General features: G+C 69.4%; 15 protein-coding genes. 7 read left to right on the plus strand and 8 right to left on the minus strand.

Going from position 1 to position 18,898, the window contains the following annotated elements; genetic code table 11:
- Positions 1-106: 106 nt before the first annotated feature.
- A complete protein-coding gene (locus QM728_RS13430; RefSeq protein WP_415032506.1) occupies positions 107-1,270 on the plus strand; it encodes an FAD-binding oxidoreductase in 1,164 nt (387 codons plus the stop codon).
- A 17-nt stretch (positions 1,271-1,287) separates the two neighbouring features.
- Here QM728_RS13430 and QM728_RS13435 read toward each other — a convergent pair whose 3' ends face one another.
- The 7 genes from QM728_RS13435 to QM728_RS13465 form a co-directional block, all read right to left on the minus strand.
- The gene (locus QM728_RS13435; RefSeq protein ID WP_415032507.1) at positions 1,288-2,475 is read right to left on the minus strand and encodes a hypothetical protein; all 1,188 of its coding nucleotides are present in this window, start codon (positions 2,473-2,475) and stop codon (positions 1,288-1,290) included.
- 58 nt (positions 2,476-2,533) lie between these two features.
- Positions 2,534-2,929 (minus strand): heat shock protein transcriptional repressor HspR, encoded by a 396-nt coding sequence (locus tag QM728_RS13440; protein WP_415032508.1) that lies wholly within the window; start codon positions 2,927-2,929, stop codon positions 2,534-2,536.
- Positions 2,930-2,932: 3 nt separating this feature from the next.
- A complete protein-coding gene (gene dnaJ / locus QM728_RS13445; protein ID WP_415032509.1) occupies positions 2,933-4,132 on the minus strand; it encodes a molecular chaperone DnaJ in 1,200 nt (399 codons plus the stop codon).
- Positions 4,133-4,179: 47 nt separating this feature from the next.
- A complete protein-coding gene (gene grpE / locus QM728_RS13450) occupies positions 4,180-4,749 on the minus strand; it encodes a nucleotide exchange factor GrpE (protein ID WP_415032510.1) in 570 nt (189 codons plus the stop codon).
- Entirely contained in the window at positions 4,746-6,590 is a 1,845-nt protein-coding gene (gene dnaK / locus QM728_RS13455) for a molecular chaperone DnaK (protein ID WP_415032511.1), read from the minus strand. The genes grpE and dnaK overlap by 4 nt, the downstream gene beginning before the upstream one ends.
- A gap of 315 nt (positions 6,591-6,905) precedes the next feature.
- Positions 6,906-7,700 (minus strand): crotonase/enoyl-CoA hydratase family protein, encoded by a 795-nt coding sequence (locus QM728_RS13460; RefSeq protein WP_415032512.1) that lies wholly within the window; start codon positions 7,698-7,700, stop codon positions 6,906-6,908.
- Positions 7,701-7,709: 9 nt separating this feature from the next.
- A complete protein-coding gene (locus tag QM728_RS13465) occupies positions 7,710-8,201 on the minus strand; it encodes a DUF1648 domain-containing protein (RefSeq protein WP_415032513.1) in 492 nt (163 codons plus the stop codon).
- A 75-nt stretch (positions 8,202-8,276) separates the two neighbouring features.
- Here QM728_RS13465 and QM728_RS13470 point away from each other — a divergent pair, with 75 nt between their 5' ends.
- The 4 genes from QM728_RS13470 to QM728_RS13485 all read left to right on the plus strand — a co-directional run bounded on the left by QM728_RS13470 (position 8,277) and on the right by QM728_RS13485 (position 13,262).
- On the plus strand, positions 8,277-8,666 hold the full coding sequence (locus QM728_RS13470) for a DUF5709 domain-containing protein (protein ID WP_415032514.1): 390 nt from the start codon (positions 8,277-8,279) through the stop codon (positions 8,664-8,666).
- Between the two features lie 49 nt (positions 8,667-8,715).
- A complete protein-coding gene (locus QM728_RS13475; protein WP_415032515.1) occupies positions 8,716-9,378 on the plus strand; it encodes a sterol desaturase family protein in 663 nt (220 codons plus the stop codon).
- A gap of 210 nt (positions 9,379-9,588) precedes the next feature.
- Complete coding sequence (locus QM728_RS13480) at positions 9,589-11,745, plus strand: acyltransferase family protein (RefSeq protein WP_415032516.1); 2,157 nt, start codon at positions 9,589-9,591, stop codon at positions 11,743-11,745.
- Positions 11,746-11,897: 152 nt separating this feature from the next.
- Positions 11,898-13,262, plus strand: a complete 1,365-nt coding sequence (locus QM728_RS13485; RefSeq protein ID WP_415032517.1) for an acyltransferase — start codon at positions 11,898-11,900, stop codon at positions 13,260-13,262.
- Here QM728_RS13485 and QM728_RS13490 read toward each other — a convergent pair.
- Complete coding sequence (locus QM728_RS13490) at positions 13,225-13,842, minus strand: SanA/YdcF family protein (protein ID WP_415032518.1); 618 nt, start codon at positions 13,840-13,842, stop codon at positions 13,225-13,227. The two genes, QM728_RS13485 and QM728_RS13490, sit on opposite strands and share 38 nt — an antisense overlap.
- Before the next feature lie 126 nt (positions 13,843-13,968).
- Between QM728_RS13490 and QM728_RS13495 the strand changes: the two genes are divergently transcribed.
- Complete coding sequence (locus QM728_RS13495) at positions 13,969-15,432, plus strand: WS/DGAT/MGAT family O-acyltransferase (RefSeq protein WP_415032519.1); 1,464 nt, start codon at positions 13,969-13,971, stop codon at positions 15,430-15,432.
- Between the two features lie 95 nt (positions 15,433-15,527).
- Entirely contained in the window at positions 15,528-18,818 is a 3,291-nt protein-coding gene (locus QM728_RS13500; protein WP_415032520.1) for a (Fe-S)-binding protein, read from the plus strand.
- The last annotated feature ends 80 nt before the right edge of the window (positions 18,819-18,898 follow it).

Genomic DNA, 18,898 nt, shown 5'->3' on the forward strand with positions numbered 1-18,898 from the left:
CTCCCAATATCATGGCGATATCACAAGCTTACGCGAGAGCGACGTGCACCGCCACGGCGAGCGTAGGATTCGACCGCAGCCCACCGCCCGAGAGGACTCCCAGCCCGTGTCCGACGAGACCGCCCTTGCCCTGGCACGCCTGCGCGAGCGCATCAACGCCGACCCCGATCGGTTCACCGGCTCCTTCTTCGCCCGGCTGTTCGCCCTCGACCCGGCCGTGCGCGACCTCTTCCCCGCCTCGCTGACCCACGCGCGCACCGGCTTCCACCACATCGTCGACCATGTGCTGGAGGTGACCCCGGCGCCCACCGGGCACGCCGAAACGGTCGAGCTGCTCGCCCAACTCGGGCGCGACCACCGCAAGTACGGCGTCACCGGCTACCACTACGACCTGGCCTACCAGGCGTTGATGGCCGAGTTCGCCGGCATCCTCGGGCCGGGTTGGACCCCCGACGTGGCGCAGGCGGTCGGCCAGGTGACCGGCCTGATCACCGGCGTGATGCGGCAGGCGGCCGACCGGGCGCCGGGCCCGACGGTCACCCCGGCCCGGATCGTGGAGAAGTTCCAGATCAGTCGCGAGCACGCGGTCGTCCGACTCCTCGCGCAGCACCCGCTCGTCTACCTGCCCGGCCAGTACCTCGAAGTGCGGATCCCCCAGTGGCCGCACGCCTGGCGGATGCTCTCGCCGTCGATCCCCGCGAACGACGCCGGCGAGGTCGAGTTCCACGTGCGGACGGTGCCCGGCGGGACGGTGAGCCGATCGATCGTGCAGGACGCCCAGGTCGGCGACGTCTGGTCCATCGCCCAGGCCCACGGCACGCTGCACGTCGATCCGCGCACCCCCACGACGATGGTCGCCGGGGGCACGGGGCTGGCCCCGATGCGCGCGCTGCTGACGGCGCTGTGCACCAACGTGAACAACCCGCCGGTCCACCTCTACTACGGCGCACGCCACCCGGGCGAGTTGTACGAGCTGCCGACCCTGCAGCACATGGCGGCGATGAATCCCTGGCTGACCGTGACGGCGGTGACCGAGCAGCGCGACGATCCCTGGTGGCTGACCTCCCTCGCACCCCCCGGCGACATGGGGTTCCCGCACCTGATCGGCACCCTCGCCGAAGCAGTGGCCCACGACGCGGCCGCCGCGCCCGGCTATTGGGAGGATCGCGACGTCCTCATCGCCGGCTCACCGGCGATGATCGAGGCGACCAAGCGCAAGCTGCTCATCAGCGGCGCCAGTTCGCGTCGGATCCATCACGACGCGTTCTAGCCGCGCTCCGACGAGATCTAGAAGTCGCCTTCCCCGTCATCGGGTCCGGGTTGCTCGGTCACCGTCTCGGTGACGGTCGAGGTCACCGTCGACGGCGGTTGGGTGGTGGTCTTGGTGACCGTCGTCGTCCGCGGCGCCGGGCGGACGGTCGTCGTATCGGTCTGGTGTTGCGTCGTGTGGTTCGACTGCGTCTCGGTGTGGGTCACCGTCCGCGTCTCGGTGCTCACCGACACCGTGGTGACGCCGACGACCTTCTGCGCGGTCCCGGTCGAGAACAGCACCGCGGCGATCGCCGCCCCCAGGATCAAGAAGCCGGCGGCCGCGGTGCCGCCGAGCAGCCACCACCGTCGGCGGGTCTGGCGGTCGGCCGGCGGTCGGGGTGTCGAACCGCCACGCGCGCCGCCCGACGGCCCGGCGACGACGGAGGTCGTGCTGTCGTCGGCGTCGACCGAATAGGCGGGCACCGGGGGAACGGAGAAGGCCTGTGACGGCGCGGCGGCGAAGGTGCCCGACGCCGGGTCGGGCGCGGTGCGCGCGAGTCCGGCCGCCGCACCGGCAAGCGCGTACTGCGGCTCGGGGACCACCGCGACCGGTCGGCCCAATGCCTGCTCGAAGGCCGCGCGCACGCCGGGGACGCCCGCACCGGTGCCGGTGCACACCACGGCGGTCACGTCGTCACCGCCGGGCATTGCGGCGATGGCCCGTGCGACGTTGGCCGCGCCGCTCGGGTCGAGCACCGCGGTCGGCTCGTCGAAGGAGGGCTGCCACGTGGCACGGCCGGCCACCGCGCCAGTCTTCTGGTCGACGGCGAGAATCGGGATGCCCGCGGTGGGCGCCGTGTACTCGTCGAGGTTGACCAGGGCGACCGCGCCCTGACCGGCGTGTTGCCCGGGAGCGGTGCGGATGAGTGTCGCCATCGCCGAATCGAGGACGTCGACGACGACGTCGGCGTGCCAGACCGGTCCGCCGGGCGCCTGGAAAGAAGCGCGCAGCTGGTCGACGAGCGCGGGGTCGGCGGTCACGACGCCGATACGGGAAACGTCGAACGGGGCCGAGGAGACCAGGTCGTCGACGGCGGCGGTGATGGTCGCCGCCGATTCGTCGGCGAGATTGAGGGAGTTGGTGGCGACGACGGCATCGGTGTCGTCGCGGACGACCGAGACGATTTGGCCGTCGACGACGGCGATGCCGATCACATGCGCCACTGTCTCCACCTTCGTCGCTGCCCCGACCCGCCCGGACCGGCGGTCACCGCCGAGGCTATCAGGAGGAGCGCCGACCCCGGCGCGGTTGCCAGACGACCAGGGCGGTGGTGCGCGGCGCGGGGACGATCTCGCCGCCACGCCGGCGGCCGCCGGATTCAAGCTCGGCGCGCAGGTCCTCGACCTCGCGGGTCAACTCGATGATCCGCTTGATGCCGGCCAGGTTGACGCCCTCCTCCTGGGAGAGGCGCTGGATCTCGCGCAGCAGTTCCACGTCGCCGCGGGAGTAGCGACGCCCGCCGCCGCTCGTGCGGGCGGGCGTCACCAACCCCAGGCGGTCATAGGTGCGCAGGGTCTGCGCGTGCATCCCGGCCAACTCCGCCGCGACCGAGATGACATAGGTCGCGCCCTCGTCGGCCGGGCTACGGTCGCCGGGTCGTCGTCGGTCCGGGGCCATGACTCATCGCCCCCATCCGGCGCGCGGGTCGTAACCGGCGGCCTTCTCCGCCTCGGCGTACGCCATGAGCGCCTCGGTCGCCTTGTCGTCGAGCTTGGCCGGCACGGCCACCTTGACGGTGACCAGCAGGTCGCCCGATCCGCCGGCCCGCTTGGGCACGCCGCGGCCGCGCACGCGCAACGTGCGACCGTCGGCGGTGTTCGGCGGGATCTTCACCCCGACCGTGCCGTCGAGCGTCGGGACCGACACCGTGGCGCCGAGCACCAGCTCGGAGAAGCTCACCGGCAGCTCGACCTTGAGGTCGTTGCCGCTGCGGGTGAACATCTTGTCGCCGGCGACGTGCACCGTGACGTAGAGGTCGCCCGACGGGGCGCCCCGCATCCCTGCCTCGCCCTGGCCGGCCAGGCGGATGCGCTGGCCGTCCTCGACGCCCACCGGGATCCGCACGTTGATGTTGCGCGGGCGGACCTGCACACCCTTGCCGCCACAGTCCGGACACGGATCGTCGATGATCGACCCGGTGCCCTGACAGTCGCGGCAGGGCTCGCTGAAACCAAAGGCGCCCTGGTTGCGGCTGACGAAACCCGACCCGCCACAGCGGGAGCAGACATGCGGCGTGGTGCCGGCCTTGGCCCCGCTGCCGTGGCACGTCTTGCAGGGCGACGGGCTGGTGACCCGCATGCTGACGGTCGTGCCCTTGGCCGCGTCCCGGAACGACAGCGTCGTCTCGGTCTCGAGGTCCTGGCCGCGCCGGGGTCGGCTGGCGCTGCGGGTCGTGCCGCGACCGCCACCGCCACCCCCGCCGAACATGCCGCCCAGGATGTCGCCGAGACCGCCACCGCCGCCTCCGCCCCCGCCGAACAGGTCGTCGAGGTCGAAATCGCCGCCGGTGGTGTACGTCGTGCCGCCACCGCCGCCGCCGAAGCCGCCCGGGAACCCGTTCCCGCCGCGGAACCGACCGCCGGCGAACATGGCCCGCGTCTCGTCGTATTCCTTCTTCTTCTCCGGATCGGAGAGGACGCTGTTGGCCTCCGACACCCGCTTGAACCGCTCCTCGGCGGCGGTGTCGCCGGGGTTGCGATCGGGGTGCAGCTCGGCCGCGAGCTTGCGGTAGGCCTTGCGGATCTCATCGGCCGACGCGTCGGAGGAGACGCCCAGGTCCGAGTAGAAGTCCTTCTCCAGCCATTCACGCTGAGGAGCCATCAGGCGTCACCTCCTTCTCGTTCTCGTTCCATCTGGTCGATTGCCGTCTACCCCGCGTCGGGAGCAGGGGCGGCGTCACCGTCGGTGACGGTGACCATCGCGGTGCGGACGACGCGGTCGCCCACCCGGTAGCCGACGCGGTACACCTCGCCGAGGACCGGGCTGGCCCCGGTGCCGTCGTTCTGGACGGCCTCGTGGAGCTCCGGGTCGAACGGGTCGCCCGGCGCGCCGTAGGTGCTCAGGCCCTGCGCGGCGAGGGTGGCGGTCAGCTTGTCCGACAGTGCGCGCAGCGGGCCGGACTCGAGGTCGCCGTGCTCGCGGGCACGGTCGAGGTCGTCGAGGATCGGCAGCAACTGCTCGATGACGAGCTGCTTGCCCAGCGACACCTTCTGCGCGGACTCCTCCTCGGAGCGCCGCTTGAAGTTGGCGAACTGGGCCCGCTCCCGCTGCAGTGCCGCGGTCAGCTCGGCGACCTCGTCGTCGGCAGCGGCACCCGCGTCGGCACTCGCGTCGGCCGGGCCGCCCGCCGCGGCGGGGGCGTCATCGGCCCCCGCCGCAGCGGCTTCGGTCACGTCCGGCTCGGGCTCGCCCTGGCCGGGCTCGAAGGGCTCGGTCACTTGGACTCACCCTCGTCGGCCTCGTCGACGACCTCGGCGTCCACGACATCGTCGTCGGCCGCCTCGGCACCACCCTCGGCGCCGGCGCCCTCCGCGGACGTCGCCGCGTAGATCGCCTGACCCATCTCCTGCGAAACACCCGAGAGGTTCTCGATGGCCGTCTTGATCGTCGCGGTGTCGTTGCCGTCGAGGGCCTTCTTGGCCTCGTCAACCGCGCTCTCCACCTTCGACTTCACGTCGGCCGGAACCTTGTCCTCGTTGTCGGAGAGGAACTTCTGCGTCTGGTTGACCAGCGACTCCGCCTGGTTGCGGGTCTCGGCCTCCTCGCGGCGCTTGCGGTCCTCCTCGGCGTGGGCCTCGGCGTCCTTGACCATCCGGTCGATCTCCTCCTTGGAGAGGCCCGAACCGTCCTGGATGCGGATGCTGTTCTCCTTGCCGGTGCCCTTGTCCTTCGCGGTGACGTGCACGATGCCGTTGGCGTCGATGTCGAAGGTCACCTCGATCTGCGGGACACCCTGCGGGGCCGGTGCGATGCCGCCGAGCTCGAAGCTGCCGAGCAGCTTGTTGTTCGACGCGATCTCGCGCTCACCCTGGTAGACCTGGATCTGCACCGAGGGCTGGTTGTCCTCGGCGGTCGTGTAGGTCTCGCTCCGCTTGGTCGGGATCGTGGTGTTGCGCTCGATCAGCTTGTGCATCACGCCGCCCTTGGTCTCGATGCCCAGGCTCAGCGGGGTGACGTCGAGCAGGAGCACGTCCTTGACCTCGCCGCGCAGCACGCCGGCCTGCAGGGCGGCGCCCACCGCGACGACCTCGTCGGGGTTGACGCCCTTGTTGGGCTCCTGGCCGCCGGTCAGCTCCTTGACGAGCTCGGTGACCGCGGGCATGCGGGTCGAGCCGCCGACGAGCACGACGTGGTCGATGTCGCCGACCGAGATGCCGGCGTCCTTGATGACCGCCTGGAACGGCGCACGGGTGCGCTCGAGCAGGTCGGCGGTGATCTTCTCGAACTCGCTGCGCGAGAGCTGCTCGTCGAGGAAGAGCGGGTTCTTGTCCGCGTCGACCGTGATGTACGGCAGGTTGATCGACGTGCTCTGCGAGGCAGACAGCTCGATCTTCGCCTTCTCCGCGGCCTCGCGCAGACGCTGCATCGCCATCTTGTCCTTGGTCAGGTCGATGCCGTTGGCCGCCTTGAACTTGTCGGCGAGCCAGTCGACGATGCGCTGATCCCAGTCGTCACCGCCGAGCTCGTTGTCGCCCGACGTCGCCCGGACCTCGACGACACCGTCGCCGATCTCCAGCAGCGAGACGTCGAAGGTACCGCCACCGAGGTCGAAGACCAGGATGGTCTGTTCCTTCTCGCCCTTGTCCAGGCCGTAGGCCAGGGCGGCGGCGGTCGGCTCGTTGACGATGCGCAGCACGTTCAGGCCGGCGATCTGGCCGGCTTCCTTCGTGGCCTGGCGCTGGGAGTCGTTGAAGTAGGCCGGCACGGTGATGACCGCGTCGGACACGTCTTCGCCCAGGTAGGCCTCAGCGTCCCGCTTGAGCTTCATCAGCGTGCGAGCGCTGATCTCCTGCGGGGTGTACTTCTTGTCGTCGATCTCCACCGACCAGTCGCCTTCGCCCATGTGGCGCTTGACCGAGCGGATGGTGCGGTCGACGTTGGTGACCGCCTGGTTCTTGGCGGGCTGGCCCACCAGGACCTCGCCGTTGCGCGCAAAGGCGACAACCGACGGGGTCGTGCGCGACCCCTCTGCGTTCGCGATGACGACGGGCTCGCCGCCCTCCAGGACAGACACCACCGAGTTCGTGGTTCCGAGGTCGATTCCGACAGCACGGGACATAAGAGTTGTTCCTCCTGTTGATCTGGTCGCCGACGAATCGTCGACCGTGGTCAAAGTCTTTGGCTGAAAACCTCAGCGCTTCCGACTCAAGTTCTAGTCGCCGATTCGTCGTCGGTCAACCTTGCTTGAGTCAGTCGCACTCAAGTTTCACGTCTGGTTCAACCGGCGTCGCACAGGATCCATTCCCGGATTCGGAAAGAAAGTTGAGCCTCATCCGCGCAAACCCGACTATTCGGGACAAGACCCGACACCGTTGGGTGCTGGGTTTTGTGCCGAACTGTCGGGTTTGCGCAGGTCAGGCGAGATTCGCCTGGCTCAGAGCTGTCGCTCGACGAACCGCGGGGTCTCCTTGGCGATCCCCGCCTTGCGGGCGATGGCCGAGTTCTTGCCCCGCAACAGTCGCACCTGCAGCGCCTGCTCGACGGGGAACGACAGTCGGGACCCGCTGTACCAGGTGTTCTCGAACAGGGCCTTCGACGCCGCGACGGCGTCCGGCGAGCGCTGCTTGACCGCGTCGACGAGTTCGTCGGCCAGCGCCATCGGATCCTTGCCGATGCCGCTGATCAACCCCCAGTCGAGCGCCTGCCGGGCGTCGAACATCTCACCGGTCATGGTGAGTCGCTTGGCGACGTCGATCGTGGTCAGCTGGGCGATGCTCGCCGAGAGCGACATGTCCGGGATCAGGCCCCACTTGGCCTCCAGGATCGAATAGTCGGCCTCGGGCGTGCTGAAGCGGAAGTCGGCGCCGAGGGCGATCTGCAGGCCGCCGCCGTAGCAGTGGCCGTGGATCACGGCGATCACCGGCACCGGGACGCTGCGCCAGGCCCACCCGGCCGCCTGGAAGTTGTTGGCCGCCGACGACCGCTTGGGGACGAGGTTGCGCAGGATGCGGCCGCGCTCCTTGCCCGCCGACGCGAAGTCGAGCCCGGAACAGAACGACTTGCCCTCGCCGGAGAGGATCACCGCGCGCAGCGAGCGGTCCTTCCCGGCACGGTCGGCGGCCTTGGCCAGGTCGTCGAGCATGTCGAGCGTGAGGCCGTTGTGCTTGTCGGGCCGGTTGAGGCGCACGTGCGCGACGTTGTCGCGGACGTCGTAGTCGATGCTGCTCATCGCCACACGCTAGCGCGACCCGGCCGAGCGCGGTTCGGTGTACAGCCGTCGGACCGGGATGGCGATGACCACCGCCATGGCGATGAGGAAGGCGACAACCAGGCCGATCACCGCACCGCCACCCGCGTCGGTGACCACGAAGACGTTGATCGCGGCGAACAGCAGGATGGTGAGCGCGGCGATGTCGAACAGCATCTGCCGGTTGATCCGGTTGAACGCCGCGCGGTGTTCCGGGCTGAGCCAGTAGTCGCGGTGCGGGGTGTTGATCACCGACGTCGGCAGCCGGTCCGCGAAAACCGCGAGCCCGACGAGCAGCGCTGTCACCGCCGCCGCCGTCCCGAAACTAAAGGCGAGGAACTCGGTGCGGCTGCCCCAGCGGTCCACCGTCCCGCCCGCACCCCAGTGCATCGGCACCCGGTCGGGGGCGCTGACCGCGACCCAGCACCAGGTGATCGCATAGACCGCGATCGCGGGGACCAACGACCAACTCGCGCGTGACATGGTCCCAATCTATCGGGCCCAAGTGCCCCGCGCCGTCGGCCGGTGGTCGAGACCGGCACCGGATACGCTGCAGGCATGAGCGATGATCGCGACGAGGTCGACGGCGATTACAACGCCGAGCAACTTCAGCCCGAGGACATGCTGGCCGACGAGGAACTGGGCGATGTCCTCGACCGCGGTTACTCGCCGCCGGATCGTCCGCCGCACGACTACGAGCGCGGCAACGACATCCACGAGACCCTCGACGAACGCCTCGCCGAGGAGGAGCCCGACGTCGACGCGGCCAACGACGACCAGGACGCCGCCTCCTACGAGGTGGGCGACCAGCGTGCCGGACGGCTCGTCGCTCCCGACCAGGGCTCCGGTCCCGACGTCGACGAGCAGCTGCTCGCCACGGATGTCGGCGTCGACGGTGCCGGCGCCTCCGCCGAGGAGGCCGCAATCCACGTCATCGACGACGAATAGCGGCCGCGCGGCCTAAAATCGGGTTGTCGGCCACCGAAGCGAGACACCCATGAGCACCACCACGACCCGGCCCAAGCGGATCACCACCCTCCGCAGCGCGTTCCTCGAGTTCTGGCGGCACCCGTCGCCGTGGATGATCGCCGTGCCGCTGCTCGGCTCACTCATCGTCCGGTTGGATCTCGGCAATTGGCAATGGACCGACGCCCTCGTCGTCGCGGTCCTGCTGGCAATCTCACCCGTGGTGGAGTGGCTGATCCACGTCGGCATCCTGCATTGGCGGCCGCGCAAGTTCCGCGGCGTGACCATCGACTGGGTCCTACCGCGCGACCACCGTCGCCATCACCGCGACCCGCGCGACATCCCGCTCATCTTCATCCCCTGGCCGGTGCTCGTCGGTTTGCTGCCGGCCCTCGTCCTGATCGGCGCCTTCGCGTTCAGCCGCCTCGAACTCGGCATGACCTTCCTGCTGACGGTGACCGCGTTCCTGCTGTTCTACGAGTGGACCCACTACCTGATCCACACCGACTACAAGCCGCGGCACCAGCCCTACCGAGCGGTCTACAAGAACCACCGCTATCACCACTTCAAGAACGAGCACTACTGGTACACCGTGACCAGTTCCGGCACGGCCGACCGCCTGCTCGGCACCTATCCCGACCCCGCCGACGTCCCGACGTCCAAGACGGCGAAGAACCTCCACGGCGCTGCTTGACCGCCCACTCGGTGTCGTCGGACCGCCCACTCGGTGTCGTCTGACCGCCCACTCGGTGTCGTCTGACCGCCCACTCGGCGTCGTCTGACCGCCCACTCGGCGAGATTCGGTGCCCACTCGGCGGAATCTGGTGCCCACTCGGCGGGACAAAACGGGCACACCGCGCGCTGCTTAGGCATCGCCGCGCTCGGGCCGCTACCCTGGCCTGTTGTGACTGCGAGCCCGACGACGGCCCCCGGCGCCTCAGCCCCGCCCAAGGCCACCCCGTACCGCCACGACCTCGACGGTCTGCGCGGGTTGGCGATCGCGCTCGTCGCCGTCTTCCACGTCTGGTTCGGCCGCGTATCCGGCGGCGTCGACGTCTTCCTGACGCTCTCCGGCTACTTCTTCGTCGCGTCGCTGCTCAAGCACGTCACCAACTCCAACCCGAGCTCGGTGTCGTGGCGCGAGGCGGTCGACCCGTGGCCGCGCCTGTCCCGACTGCTGCGCCGCCTGCTCCCCGCGCTCTACCTGGTGCTCGCGGTCATCGTCGTGCTGATCGCCGTCGTGATGCCGCTGTCGCGCTACGGACCGCTCGGCAAAGAGGTCATCGCCTCGGCGCTGTACTACCAGAACTACCAACTCGCCCTGTCCTCCCAGGACTACGGCGCCGCGACGTCGGCCGCGAGCCCGATGCAGCACCTGTGGTCGATGTCGATGCAGGGCCAGTTCTTCCTCGTCACGCTGCTGGCCGCGCTCGCGCTCGGCGGCATCCTCAAGTGGGCCGCGGTGCGCCGGCCCGAGTGGGGCGATCCGCAGCGGATCCGCTGGGTCGTCGGCCTGTCGCTCGGCGCGGTCACCCTGGTGTCGTTCCTGTGGGCCAACTACCGCCACGGCATCAACCAGCCGGTCAACTACTACGACACGATCGCGCGCCTCTGGGAACCGCTGGCCGGCGGCCTGCTCGCCGTCTGGATGCCCCGCCGCCTGCTCACCGCGCGGATGCGCAACGCCCTGACGGTCTTCGCGCTGCTGTTGATCGTCACCTGCGGCTGGTGGATCGAAGGCGTCAAGCAGTACCCGGGCGCCCTCGCGCTCGTCCCCGCGGGTGCGACGCTGCTGATCATCTGGACCGGTTCGGCGGCCACCCGCCCGGACAGCGCGCCCAACATCGACGTCGACGACCGTTCCGACGTCAATGCACTCATGGCGCGGCCGTCGATGGTGTGGCTGGGCAACATCGCGTACTCGCTCTACCTGATCCACTGGCCGCTGCTGGTCTTCTTCCTCACCTGGCGCTACAAGGACAAGGCCAACTTCTTCGAGGGCACGGCGATCCTCGCGATCTCGGTCCTGCTCGCCTGGCTGGTGTCCCGCTTCGTGGAGACGCCGCTGCGCGCCGGGCGCGGCGACGGCTTCTCGAAGCTCTACCGCCGACTGCTCGTCGTCGGCCTGGTGATCGCGACCATCGCCGCCGGCACGACGTCGGCGGCGTGGATCCACCGCGCCGCGAACATCCGCGTCGACACCATGAACCTCGACCCGAAGCTGTACCCGGGCGGGCTGGCCTACCTGTGGAACGTGCCGGCGCCGCACCTGCCGCCGCAGCCGCCGCCCGAGGCCGCCTACATGGACCGCGGCCAGACGTGGCAGAAGCCCAACGTGATGATCACCGGGTGGAACGACGACACCGTCAAGGTCGGCGTCTACGGCGACAAGACCGCGACCCGCACCCTCGCCATCGCCGGCGGCTCGCACGCCGACATGTGGTTGCCCGCGATCGACAAGCTCGGCAAGCAGCACCACTTCAAGGTGACCACCTACGTCAAGGTCGGCTGCGCGCTGGTCAAGACGCACATGTTCGAGTGGTACGGCAAGGAACGGCCGGACTGCAACCGGTGGGCGGCGAAGGTGATGAAGCGGCTGCAGGTCGACAAGCCGGACTTCATCTTCACCAACAGCACCCGCCCGACCGAGCAGGACGACAAGCGCCCGGGCGACTACGTGCCGCACGACTACATCGAGATCTTCGACGACTTCAAGAGCTGGGGCCAGAAGGTGATCGCCATGCGCGACACCCCGTGGACCCACCTGGAGAACAAGCAGAACCCGCCCGAGTGCCTGATGTCGGGGCGCAAGGCGCACATCTGCGGCGTCGACCAGAAGGTCGCGCTGAGCAAAACCGATCCGACGCTCAAGATCCGGGGCGACTACCCGGACATCACCTTCCTCGACTACACGAAGGCGGTCTGCAAGGACGGGTACTGCCCGGCCATCGTCGGCAACATCCTGGTCTACCGCGACACGCACCACTTCACCGCGACGTTCGCGCGGAGCCTCTCGCCCGCCTTGGGCAAGGACCTGGGCAAGGCCACCGGCTGGTGGTGACGGGGCCACCCGGAGTGACCCATAACACTTAGGCTATCGAACCATTTCATTAGCCGCTTCCCAGGTTCGCCCGTTAGACTGGGTTCCTGTTGCTTCCTGCGGCGCCTTCCGCAGATGCCGGCACAGAATCCAACCTCGAGGGGCGATCAGCGATGACCAGTGCGGCTGCCACGCGCGATCTCGCGCGCGACGACGCCGGTACCGTCGCGGCCCCGAAACCGGCCAAGGCAAAGCGCCCCTACCTGCACCAACTCGACCTGGTGCGGGCCACGACCTTCTCCCTGGTGATCTTCGTCCACGTGCTGACGCAGACCGCCGACGAGGTGAACAGCGTCGGCGTCACCAGCACCAGCCTGATGTTGCACTTCACCCGCAACACCTTCTTCGCGCTCACCGGCTTCGTCCTGGCCTACCAGTACTTCGGCCGCCAGGACTTCACGACCTGGTCCTTCTGGCGCCGGCGCATCAAGCTCGTCGCCTACCCGTACGTCATCTTCACCGCCATCTACTTCACCGTGAAGATCCTGCTGCCGCAGGGCCGTTTCTCCCGCGACGCCAAGGATCTGGGGGGCTACCTCTGGGGCGGCCTGACCGGCTCGTCGTCGTTGCGCGACTTCCCGTCGACGGTCAGCGGCGACCTGCGCGAGTTCGGCAACAACCTGCTGTGGGGCCTGGGCGGCGGCGGCTTCCACATGTACTTCCTGTTCGTGATGGTCCAGGTGTACCTGCTGTTCCCGCTGCTGCTGTGGCTGCTGGAGGCGACCAAGGGCTTCCACGCCGTCGTGCTCACCGCCTCGCTGGCGCTGCAGGTGCTGACCACCGTCGCCATCACCCACTGGCTGCCGACGACCGATCCGTGGTGGCACCACTACGCGACGTTCCTGCCCTACCAGTTCTTCCTGGTGCTGGGCGCCGTCGCCGCGATCCACCGCGACGCGATCGCGCGGATCATCACCGGCCCCAACCGTCGCTCGGTGCGGCTCGGGCTGGCCGCCGCGGCCATCCTCACCGGCGGCTACGCCCTGTTCGAGTTCCACCGCCGGATCGACGCCAAGGCAGCGCTCACCCCGGACGCGGTGCCGCCGCCGTCGGCCTCGGCGGGCGCCTTTGAGCCGACGCTGCTGCCGTTCCTCGTCGTTGCGATCGCGTGCCTGTACGCCGCCGCCCTCACCTGGGCGCACTACAAGCGCGACGACACCCCGCGGTTCGCGCGCGTCGTGACGTACGCGTCGAACCGCTCGTTCAGCGTCTTCCTGGTGCACGTGCTGGTGCTGTTCTTCGTCCTCGGGATGAACTGGCATGGCGAGAAGTCGTGGCTGATCACCCACGTCCCGCAGCCGCTGGGCACGGTCGTCGTGTACGTCCTCACCGTCGCCGGTTCGCTGGCCGTCGTCGAGGTCCTGCGCCGCCTGCCCGGCTCGCTCTACCTGACCGGTCGCGAGCGCCTGCCGATGCCGCAGCTGCGCAAGGGCAAGAGCGCTACGGCAGCACCGTCGACAGCAGCGCCCGCGGCCTAGCGAGCAGCGTCTCGCGCAGGTGGTTGCGCACGATCGTCCACCGCGCACAATCCGGGCACGGCGCCGCCACCCCCGTCGGCGACGGCCCGTCGAGCCGGCACAGGGCGATGGCGCGGTCGAGGTGGAAGTCCTGGGTCACCAGCACGACGTCGGCCAGACCGAATTCCGACTTGGCCCGCGCGCAGCTGCGCTGCGTGTCGTAGCCGGCCGGGTCGTCCAGAATCGCCGACGCCGGCACACCCTGGCGCTCCAGGTAGGCGCGCATGACGTCGGTCTCGCTGCCATAGCGCGACGATCCGTTGCCCGAGTTGATGATCCGTGCCGCGCGCCCGCTCCGATACAGCTCGACCGCCGTGTCCAACCGCGCCCGCACGTATTCGCCCGGCTCACCGTCGGACACCTTCGCCCCGAGGACCAGGACGGTCGAGCCCGGCGGCACGTCGCCGGCGTCGAGCACCCGGCCCCGCGCACCGACATAGGCCCACGTGGCCGCCGCCGCGATGATGCCCTCCACGACCACCAGTCCCAGCATCAACAGCCGGATCGGCCAGCCCCAGCGCCGCGTGCGCACCTTGCCCATCCCGCCACCGTAGCCGCGTAGGCGTCGAGTGGGTCACAACGTGACCGATGGGGCACCTGAGACGCACCGCCGCGGATAGGGTGACGAAGCGTTCGACACCCAGCGAAGCCGTGCGGAGGGGATTCCATGCAGTACATGCCCATGACCTCGTCGATGTTCCTCATCGCCGAGACGCGTGAGCAACCGATGCACGTCGGCGGCCTGCAATTGTTCGTTCCCCGCGAGGGGCAGACCGCGCACGAACTCGCCGACGAGGTCCACGCGGCCTTCACCTCCCCCGACATGACGATCAGCGAGACCTTCCGGCGACGACCGGCCCAGCCGTTCAGCCTGGTCGGGTCCTTGGCGTGGAGCGTCGACGACGACATCGACATGGCCTACCACGTGCGGCGCATCGCCCTGCCCAGCCCGGGGCGCATCCGCGAACTGTTCCACTACGTCTCGCTCAACCACTCCACGCTTCTCGACCGGTCGCGACCGATGTGGGAGGCCCACATCATCGAGGGCCTGGCCGACGGCCGGGCGGCGCTCTACACGAAGGTCCACCACTCCCTCGTCGACGGCGTGACCGCCATGCGACTGCTGGCCCGCACGCTGTCCGAGGATCCGGCGAACCGGCAGTGCACGGCGCCGTGGGATGCCAAGCTCCGCAAGCGCAGCGGCGCGTTGGCCGAGCCGATCCGCGCGATCCTCGACCAGGAGCACACCGCCGACCGCGGCCTGCTCGGCAACCTGCGCAAGCAGATCGGCAAACAGGTGAACGCGGCCGCCGATATCGGCAAGCAGGTGGCCGGCCTCGTCCCCGCGGCCGGACACGTCGCCTGGAAGGCCATGAACGACGAGGACTTCGTCTCACCCGGCACCTTCGCCCCGCGCTCGATGTTCGACGTGCCGATCGGCAGCGCGCGGCGCTTCGCCGCCGACCAGTGGTCGGTGTCGCGGATGAAGAAGGTGGCCGACGCACTCGGGGTGACCATCAACGACGTCGTGCTCGCGATGTGCAGCTCGGCGCTGCGGACGTACATGATCGAGAACGGGTCGCTGCCCGACGACCCGCTGGTCGCCATGATCCCGGTGTCCATGCACGTCGGCGACGCCGACGACGGCAACGCGGTCAGCGCCGTCATGGCGAACCTGGCGACCAACGACCCCGATCCGGCCGCTCGCCTGAAGAAGCTGGTCGCGTCGATGAACGCCAGCAAGAACGTCATCCGCGGCCTGCAGCCGATCCAGGCCCTCGCCCTGGGCGCGGCGACCATCGCGCCGCTGGCGTTCATGTCCATCCCCGGCTTCGTGAACTACACGCCGCCGCAGTTCAACCTGATCATCTCCAACGTGCCCGGTCCGAAGAACCAGATGTACTGGAACGGCGCCAAGCTCGACGGCTGCTATCCGGTGTCGATCGCGACGTCGGGCAACGCGCTCAACATCACCCTCACCTCCGAGGCCGACCAGATCGGCTTCGGCCTGATCGGGGCACGCGCCCAGCTGCCGAGCCTGCAGCGCCTCCTGGACTATCTGGAGGAGGGTTTGGTCGAGCTGGAGGGTGTTGCCCAGGTCACCGACCAGCGCGGTGACCAGCAAAGTTAGGTAAGCCTGGGAGGCGCAACCCGGGGTCGACGCTTTACCGTATTCACGACGGTATGTAGTACCTGCTCGTGTCGACGAAAGGCGAGGTGACTTCGTTGAGTACAACGACGATCACTTTGGGACTCATCGGGGCTTTTCTGAGCCTGTTGTGCTGGGCCAATTTCGGGCGCGGTGTCATCCGCATCTTCCGCACGGTCGCGCAGGGCCAACCCGCCCCCGGGCGCTTCCTGCCGTTCCTCCCGCGCCTGTGGACGATGCTCAAGGAGTTCCTCGCGCACACCCGGATGGCCAAGTTCCGCACCGTCGGCTGGGCCCACTGGCTGGTGATGATCGGCTTTCTCGGCGGCTTCCCGCTGTTCTTCGAGGCCTATGGCCAATCGATCAACCCCGACTTCCACTGGCCGATCATCGGCAACACCTTCGGCTGGCACCTCTGGGACGAGCTCCTGGGCATCGGCACCGTCGTCGGCATCGTCACCCTGATCATCCTGCGCCAGCTCAACCACCCGCGCGTCCCGTCGCGCCTCTCCCGCTTCTCCGGCTCCCGCTTCCTCCCCGCGTACACGATCGAGACGATCGTCCTCATCGAGGGCCTCGGCATGGTGTTCGTCAAGGCCGGCAAGATCGCCACCTACCACCACAGCAACCCCGCGTCGGACTTCTTCACGATGCAGGTCGCCAAGCTGCTCCCGGCCAGCCCGCTGATGGTCTCGATCTTCGCGCTGATCAAGCTGCTCTCGGGCAGCCTGTTCCTGCTGCTGGTCGGCAGCAACGTCAACTGGGGCGTGGCCTGGCACCGCTTCTCGGCCTTCCCCAACATCTTCTTCAAGCGCGAGAACGACGGCGGCGTCGCCCTCGGTGCGCTCAAGCCGATGATGTCCGGCGGCAAGGCGCTCACCATGGAGACCGCCGACCCCGACGTCGACGCCTTCGGCGCCGGCAAGATCGAGGACTTCAGCTGGAAGGCGTGGCTGGACTTCACCACGTGTACCGAGTGCGGTCGCTGCCAGAGCCAGTGCCCCGCGTGGAACACCGGCAAGCCGCTGAGCCCGAAGTTGCTCATCATGTCGCTGCGCGACCACGGCTACGACAAGGCCCCGTACCTGTTGGCCGGCGGCCGCAAGGACATGGGCGGCGACGAGGTCGGCCTGGTCGACGCCGACGGCAACGCGCTGACCGACAAGATCAACGCCATTCCCGAGGCGGCGCGCGCCGAGGCCGAGCGCCCGCTCGTCGGCGAGGCCCTGGGCCACGGCGAGGGCGCCGTCATCGACACCGAGACGCTGTGGAGCTGCACCAACTGCGGCGCCTGCGTCGAGCAGTGCCCGGTCGACATCGAGCACGTCGACCACATCGTCGACATGCGCCGCTACCAGGTGCTGATCGAGTCGGACTTCCCGACCGAGCTGGCCGGCCTGTTCAAGAACCTGGAGAACAAGGGCAACCCGTGGGGCCAGTCCCCGTCGGCGCGCACCGCGTGGATCGACGAGATGGACATCCACATCCCGGTCTACGGCAAGGACACCGAGAGCTTCGCCGGCTTCGAGTACCTGTTCTGGGTCGGCTGCGCCGGTGCCTACGAGGACCGCGCCAAGAAGACCACCAAGGCCGTCGCCGAGCTGCTCGACACCGCCGCGGTCAACTTCCTCGTCCTCGGCGAGGGCGAGACCTGTACCGGTGACTCCGCTCGCCGCGCCGGCAACGAGTTCCTGTTCCAGATGCTCGCGCAGCAGAACATCGAGCAATTCGACGAGCTGTTCGCGACCGCGCCGACGCAGCGCAAGAAGATCGTCGTCACCTGTGCGCACTGCTTCAACGCGCTGAGCAACGAGTACCCGCAGGTCGACGACGAGCGCGGCCGCTTCGAGGTCGTGCACCACACCCAGTTGTTGAACCGCCTCGTCCGCGAGAAGCGCCTCATCCCGGTGGCCCCGCCCAGCGGCGAGTCGGTCACCTACCACGACCCCTGCTTCCTGGGTCGGCACAACCAGGTCTACGACGCTCCGCGCGAGCTCGTCGAGGCCTCGGGTTCGACGCTGACCGAAATGCCTCGCCACGGCGAGCGCTCCATGTGCTGTGGCGCCGGTGGCGCCCGCATGTGGATGGAGGAGCAGATCGGCAAGCGCATCAACATCGACCGTGTCGACGAGGCGCTGAACACGCTCGAAAACGGCCCCGAGCTGACCGGTGAGAAGCAGAAGATCGCCACCGGCTGCCCGTTCTGCCGCGTCATGCTGACCGACGGTGTGACCGCACAGACCGCCGGTACCGAGAACGAGGACCAGATCGAGGTCGTCGACGTCGCCCAGCTGCTGCTGGAGGGCGTCAAGCGCGGCATCGAGATCGACGTGACCCGCGAGGGCAAGGTCCGCAGCCCCGGCGACGTCGAACAGCCGGCCCCGCCGGTCGCACTGGTCGAGGAGCCGGCTCCGGCCGCCACACCGGCACCCGCTGCCGCTCCGGCCGCCGCCGCTCCGTCCACGTCGGCCGCTCCCGCCGGACCGCCGGCCGCGAAGGGCTTCGGCATGGGTGGCGGCATGAAGAAGCCCGGCGGCGGAACCGCCCCGGCCGCTCCTGCCGCTGCGGCTGCTCCGGCAGCCGAGGCCCCCGCCGGTCCCCCGGCCGCCAAGGGCTTCGGCATGGGTGGCGGCATGAAGAAGCCCGGTGGAGGTGCCGCTCCTGCCGCTGCGCCCGCCGCTCCCGCCGAGTCGGCTCCCGCCGCTGAGGCACCGGCCGCACCGGCCGGTCCGCCCGCGGCAAAGGGATTCGCCATGAAGGGCGGGCTCAAGAAGCCCGGACAGGCCGCGGCTCCCGCTGCTGACGCCGCGCCGGCTGCCCAGGCCGCACCCGCCGCTGAAGCCCCCGCCGCTCCGGCCGCCACCGAGGCGACCCAGGGCAAGGCCAAGGGCTTCGGCATGAAGGGCGGCATCAAGAAGCCCGGACAGGCTTCGGCACCGGCAGCAGCTCCGGCCGCGAGTGCACCAGCCGCACCGGCCGCCGAGTCCGCACCGGCCGCCCAGGCTCCCGCCGCGGCCGCACCCGCTGCCGAGGCTGCTCCGGCTGCCCCGGCGACGGCGGCGACCACCGAGGCGACCGAGGGCAAGGCCAAGGGCTTCGGCATGAAGGGCGGCATCAAGAAGCCCGGACAAGCCGCTGCTCCGGCCGCGACGGCACCAGCCGCTCCGGCCGCCGAGTCCGCACCGGCAACCGAGGCTCCCGCGGAGGCCGCAGCCGCACCCGCTGCCGAGGAGGCCGCACCGGCTCCCGTCAGCGACGCACCGGCTCCCGCCCCGTCGACCGACGGCGCCGCCGACACCGAGGCGACCGAGGCGAAGGCCAAGGGCTTCGGCATGGCCGCGGGCAAGAAGAAGCCGGGACAGCACTAGGTCGACGCCGTACGGCGCTGCCAGGAGATATGGCGCCGGTCACGCCTGGGCAACAGAGCCCGGGTTCGGTGAAATCCGGT

This window comes from Gordonia sp. (in: high G+C Gram-positive bacteria) (assembly GCF_047602025.1).
Lineage (GTDB): Bacteria > Actinomycetota > Actinomycetes > Mycobacteriales > Mycobacteriaceae > Gordonia.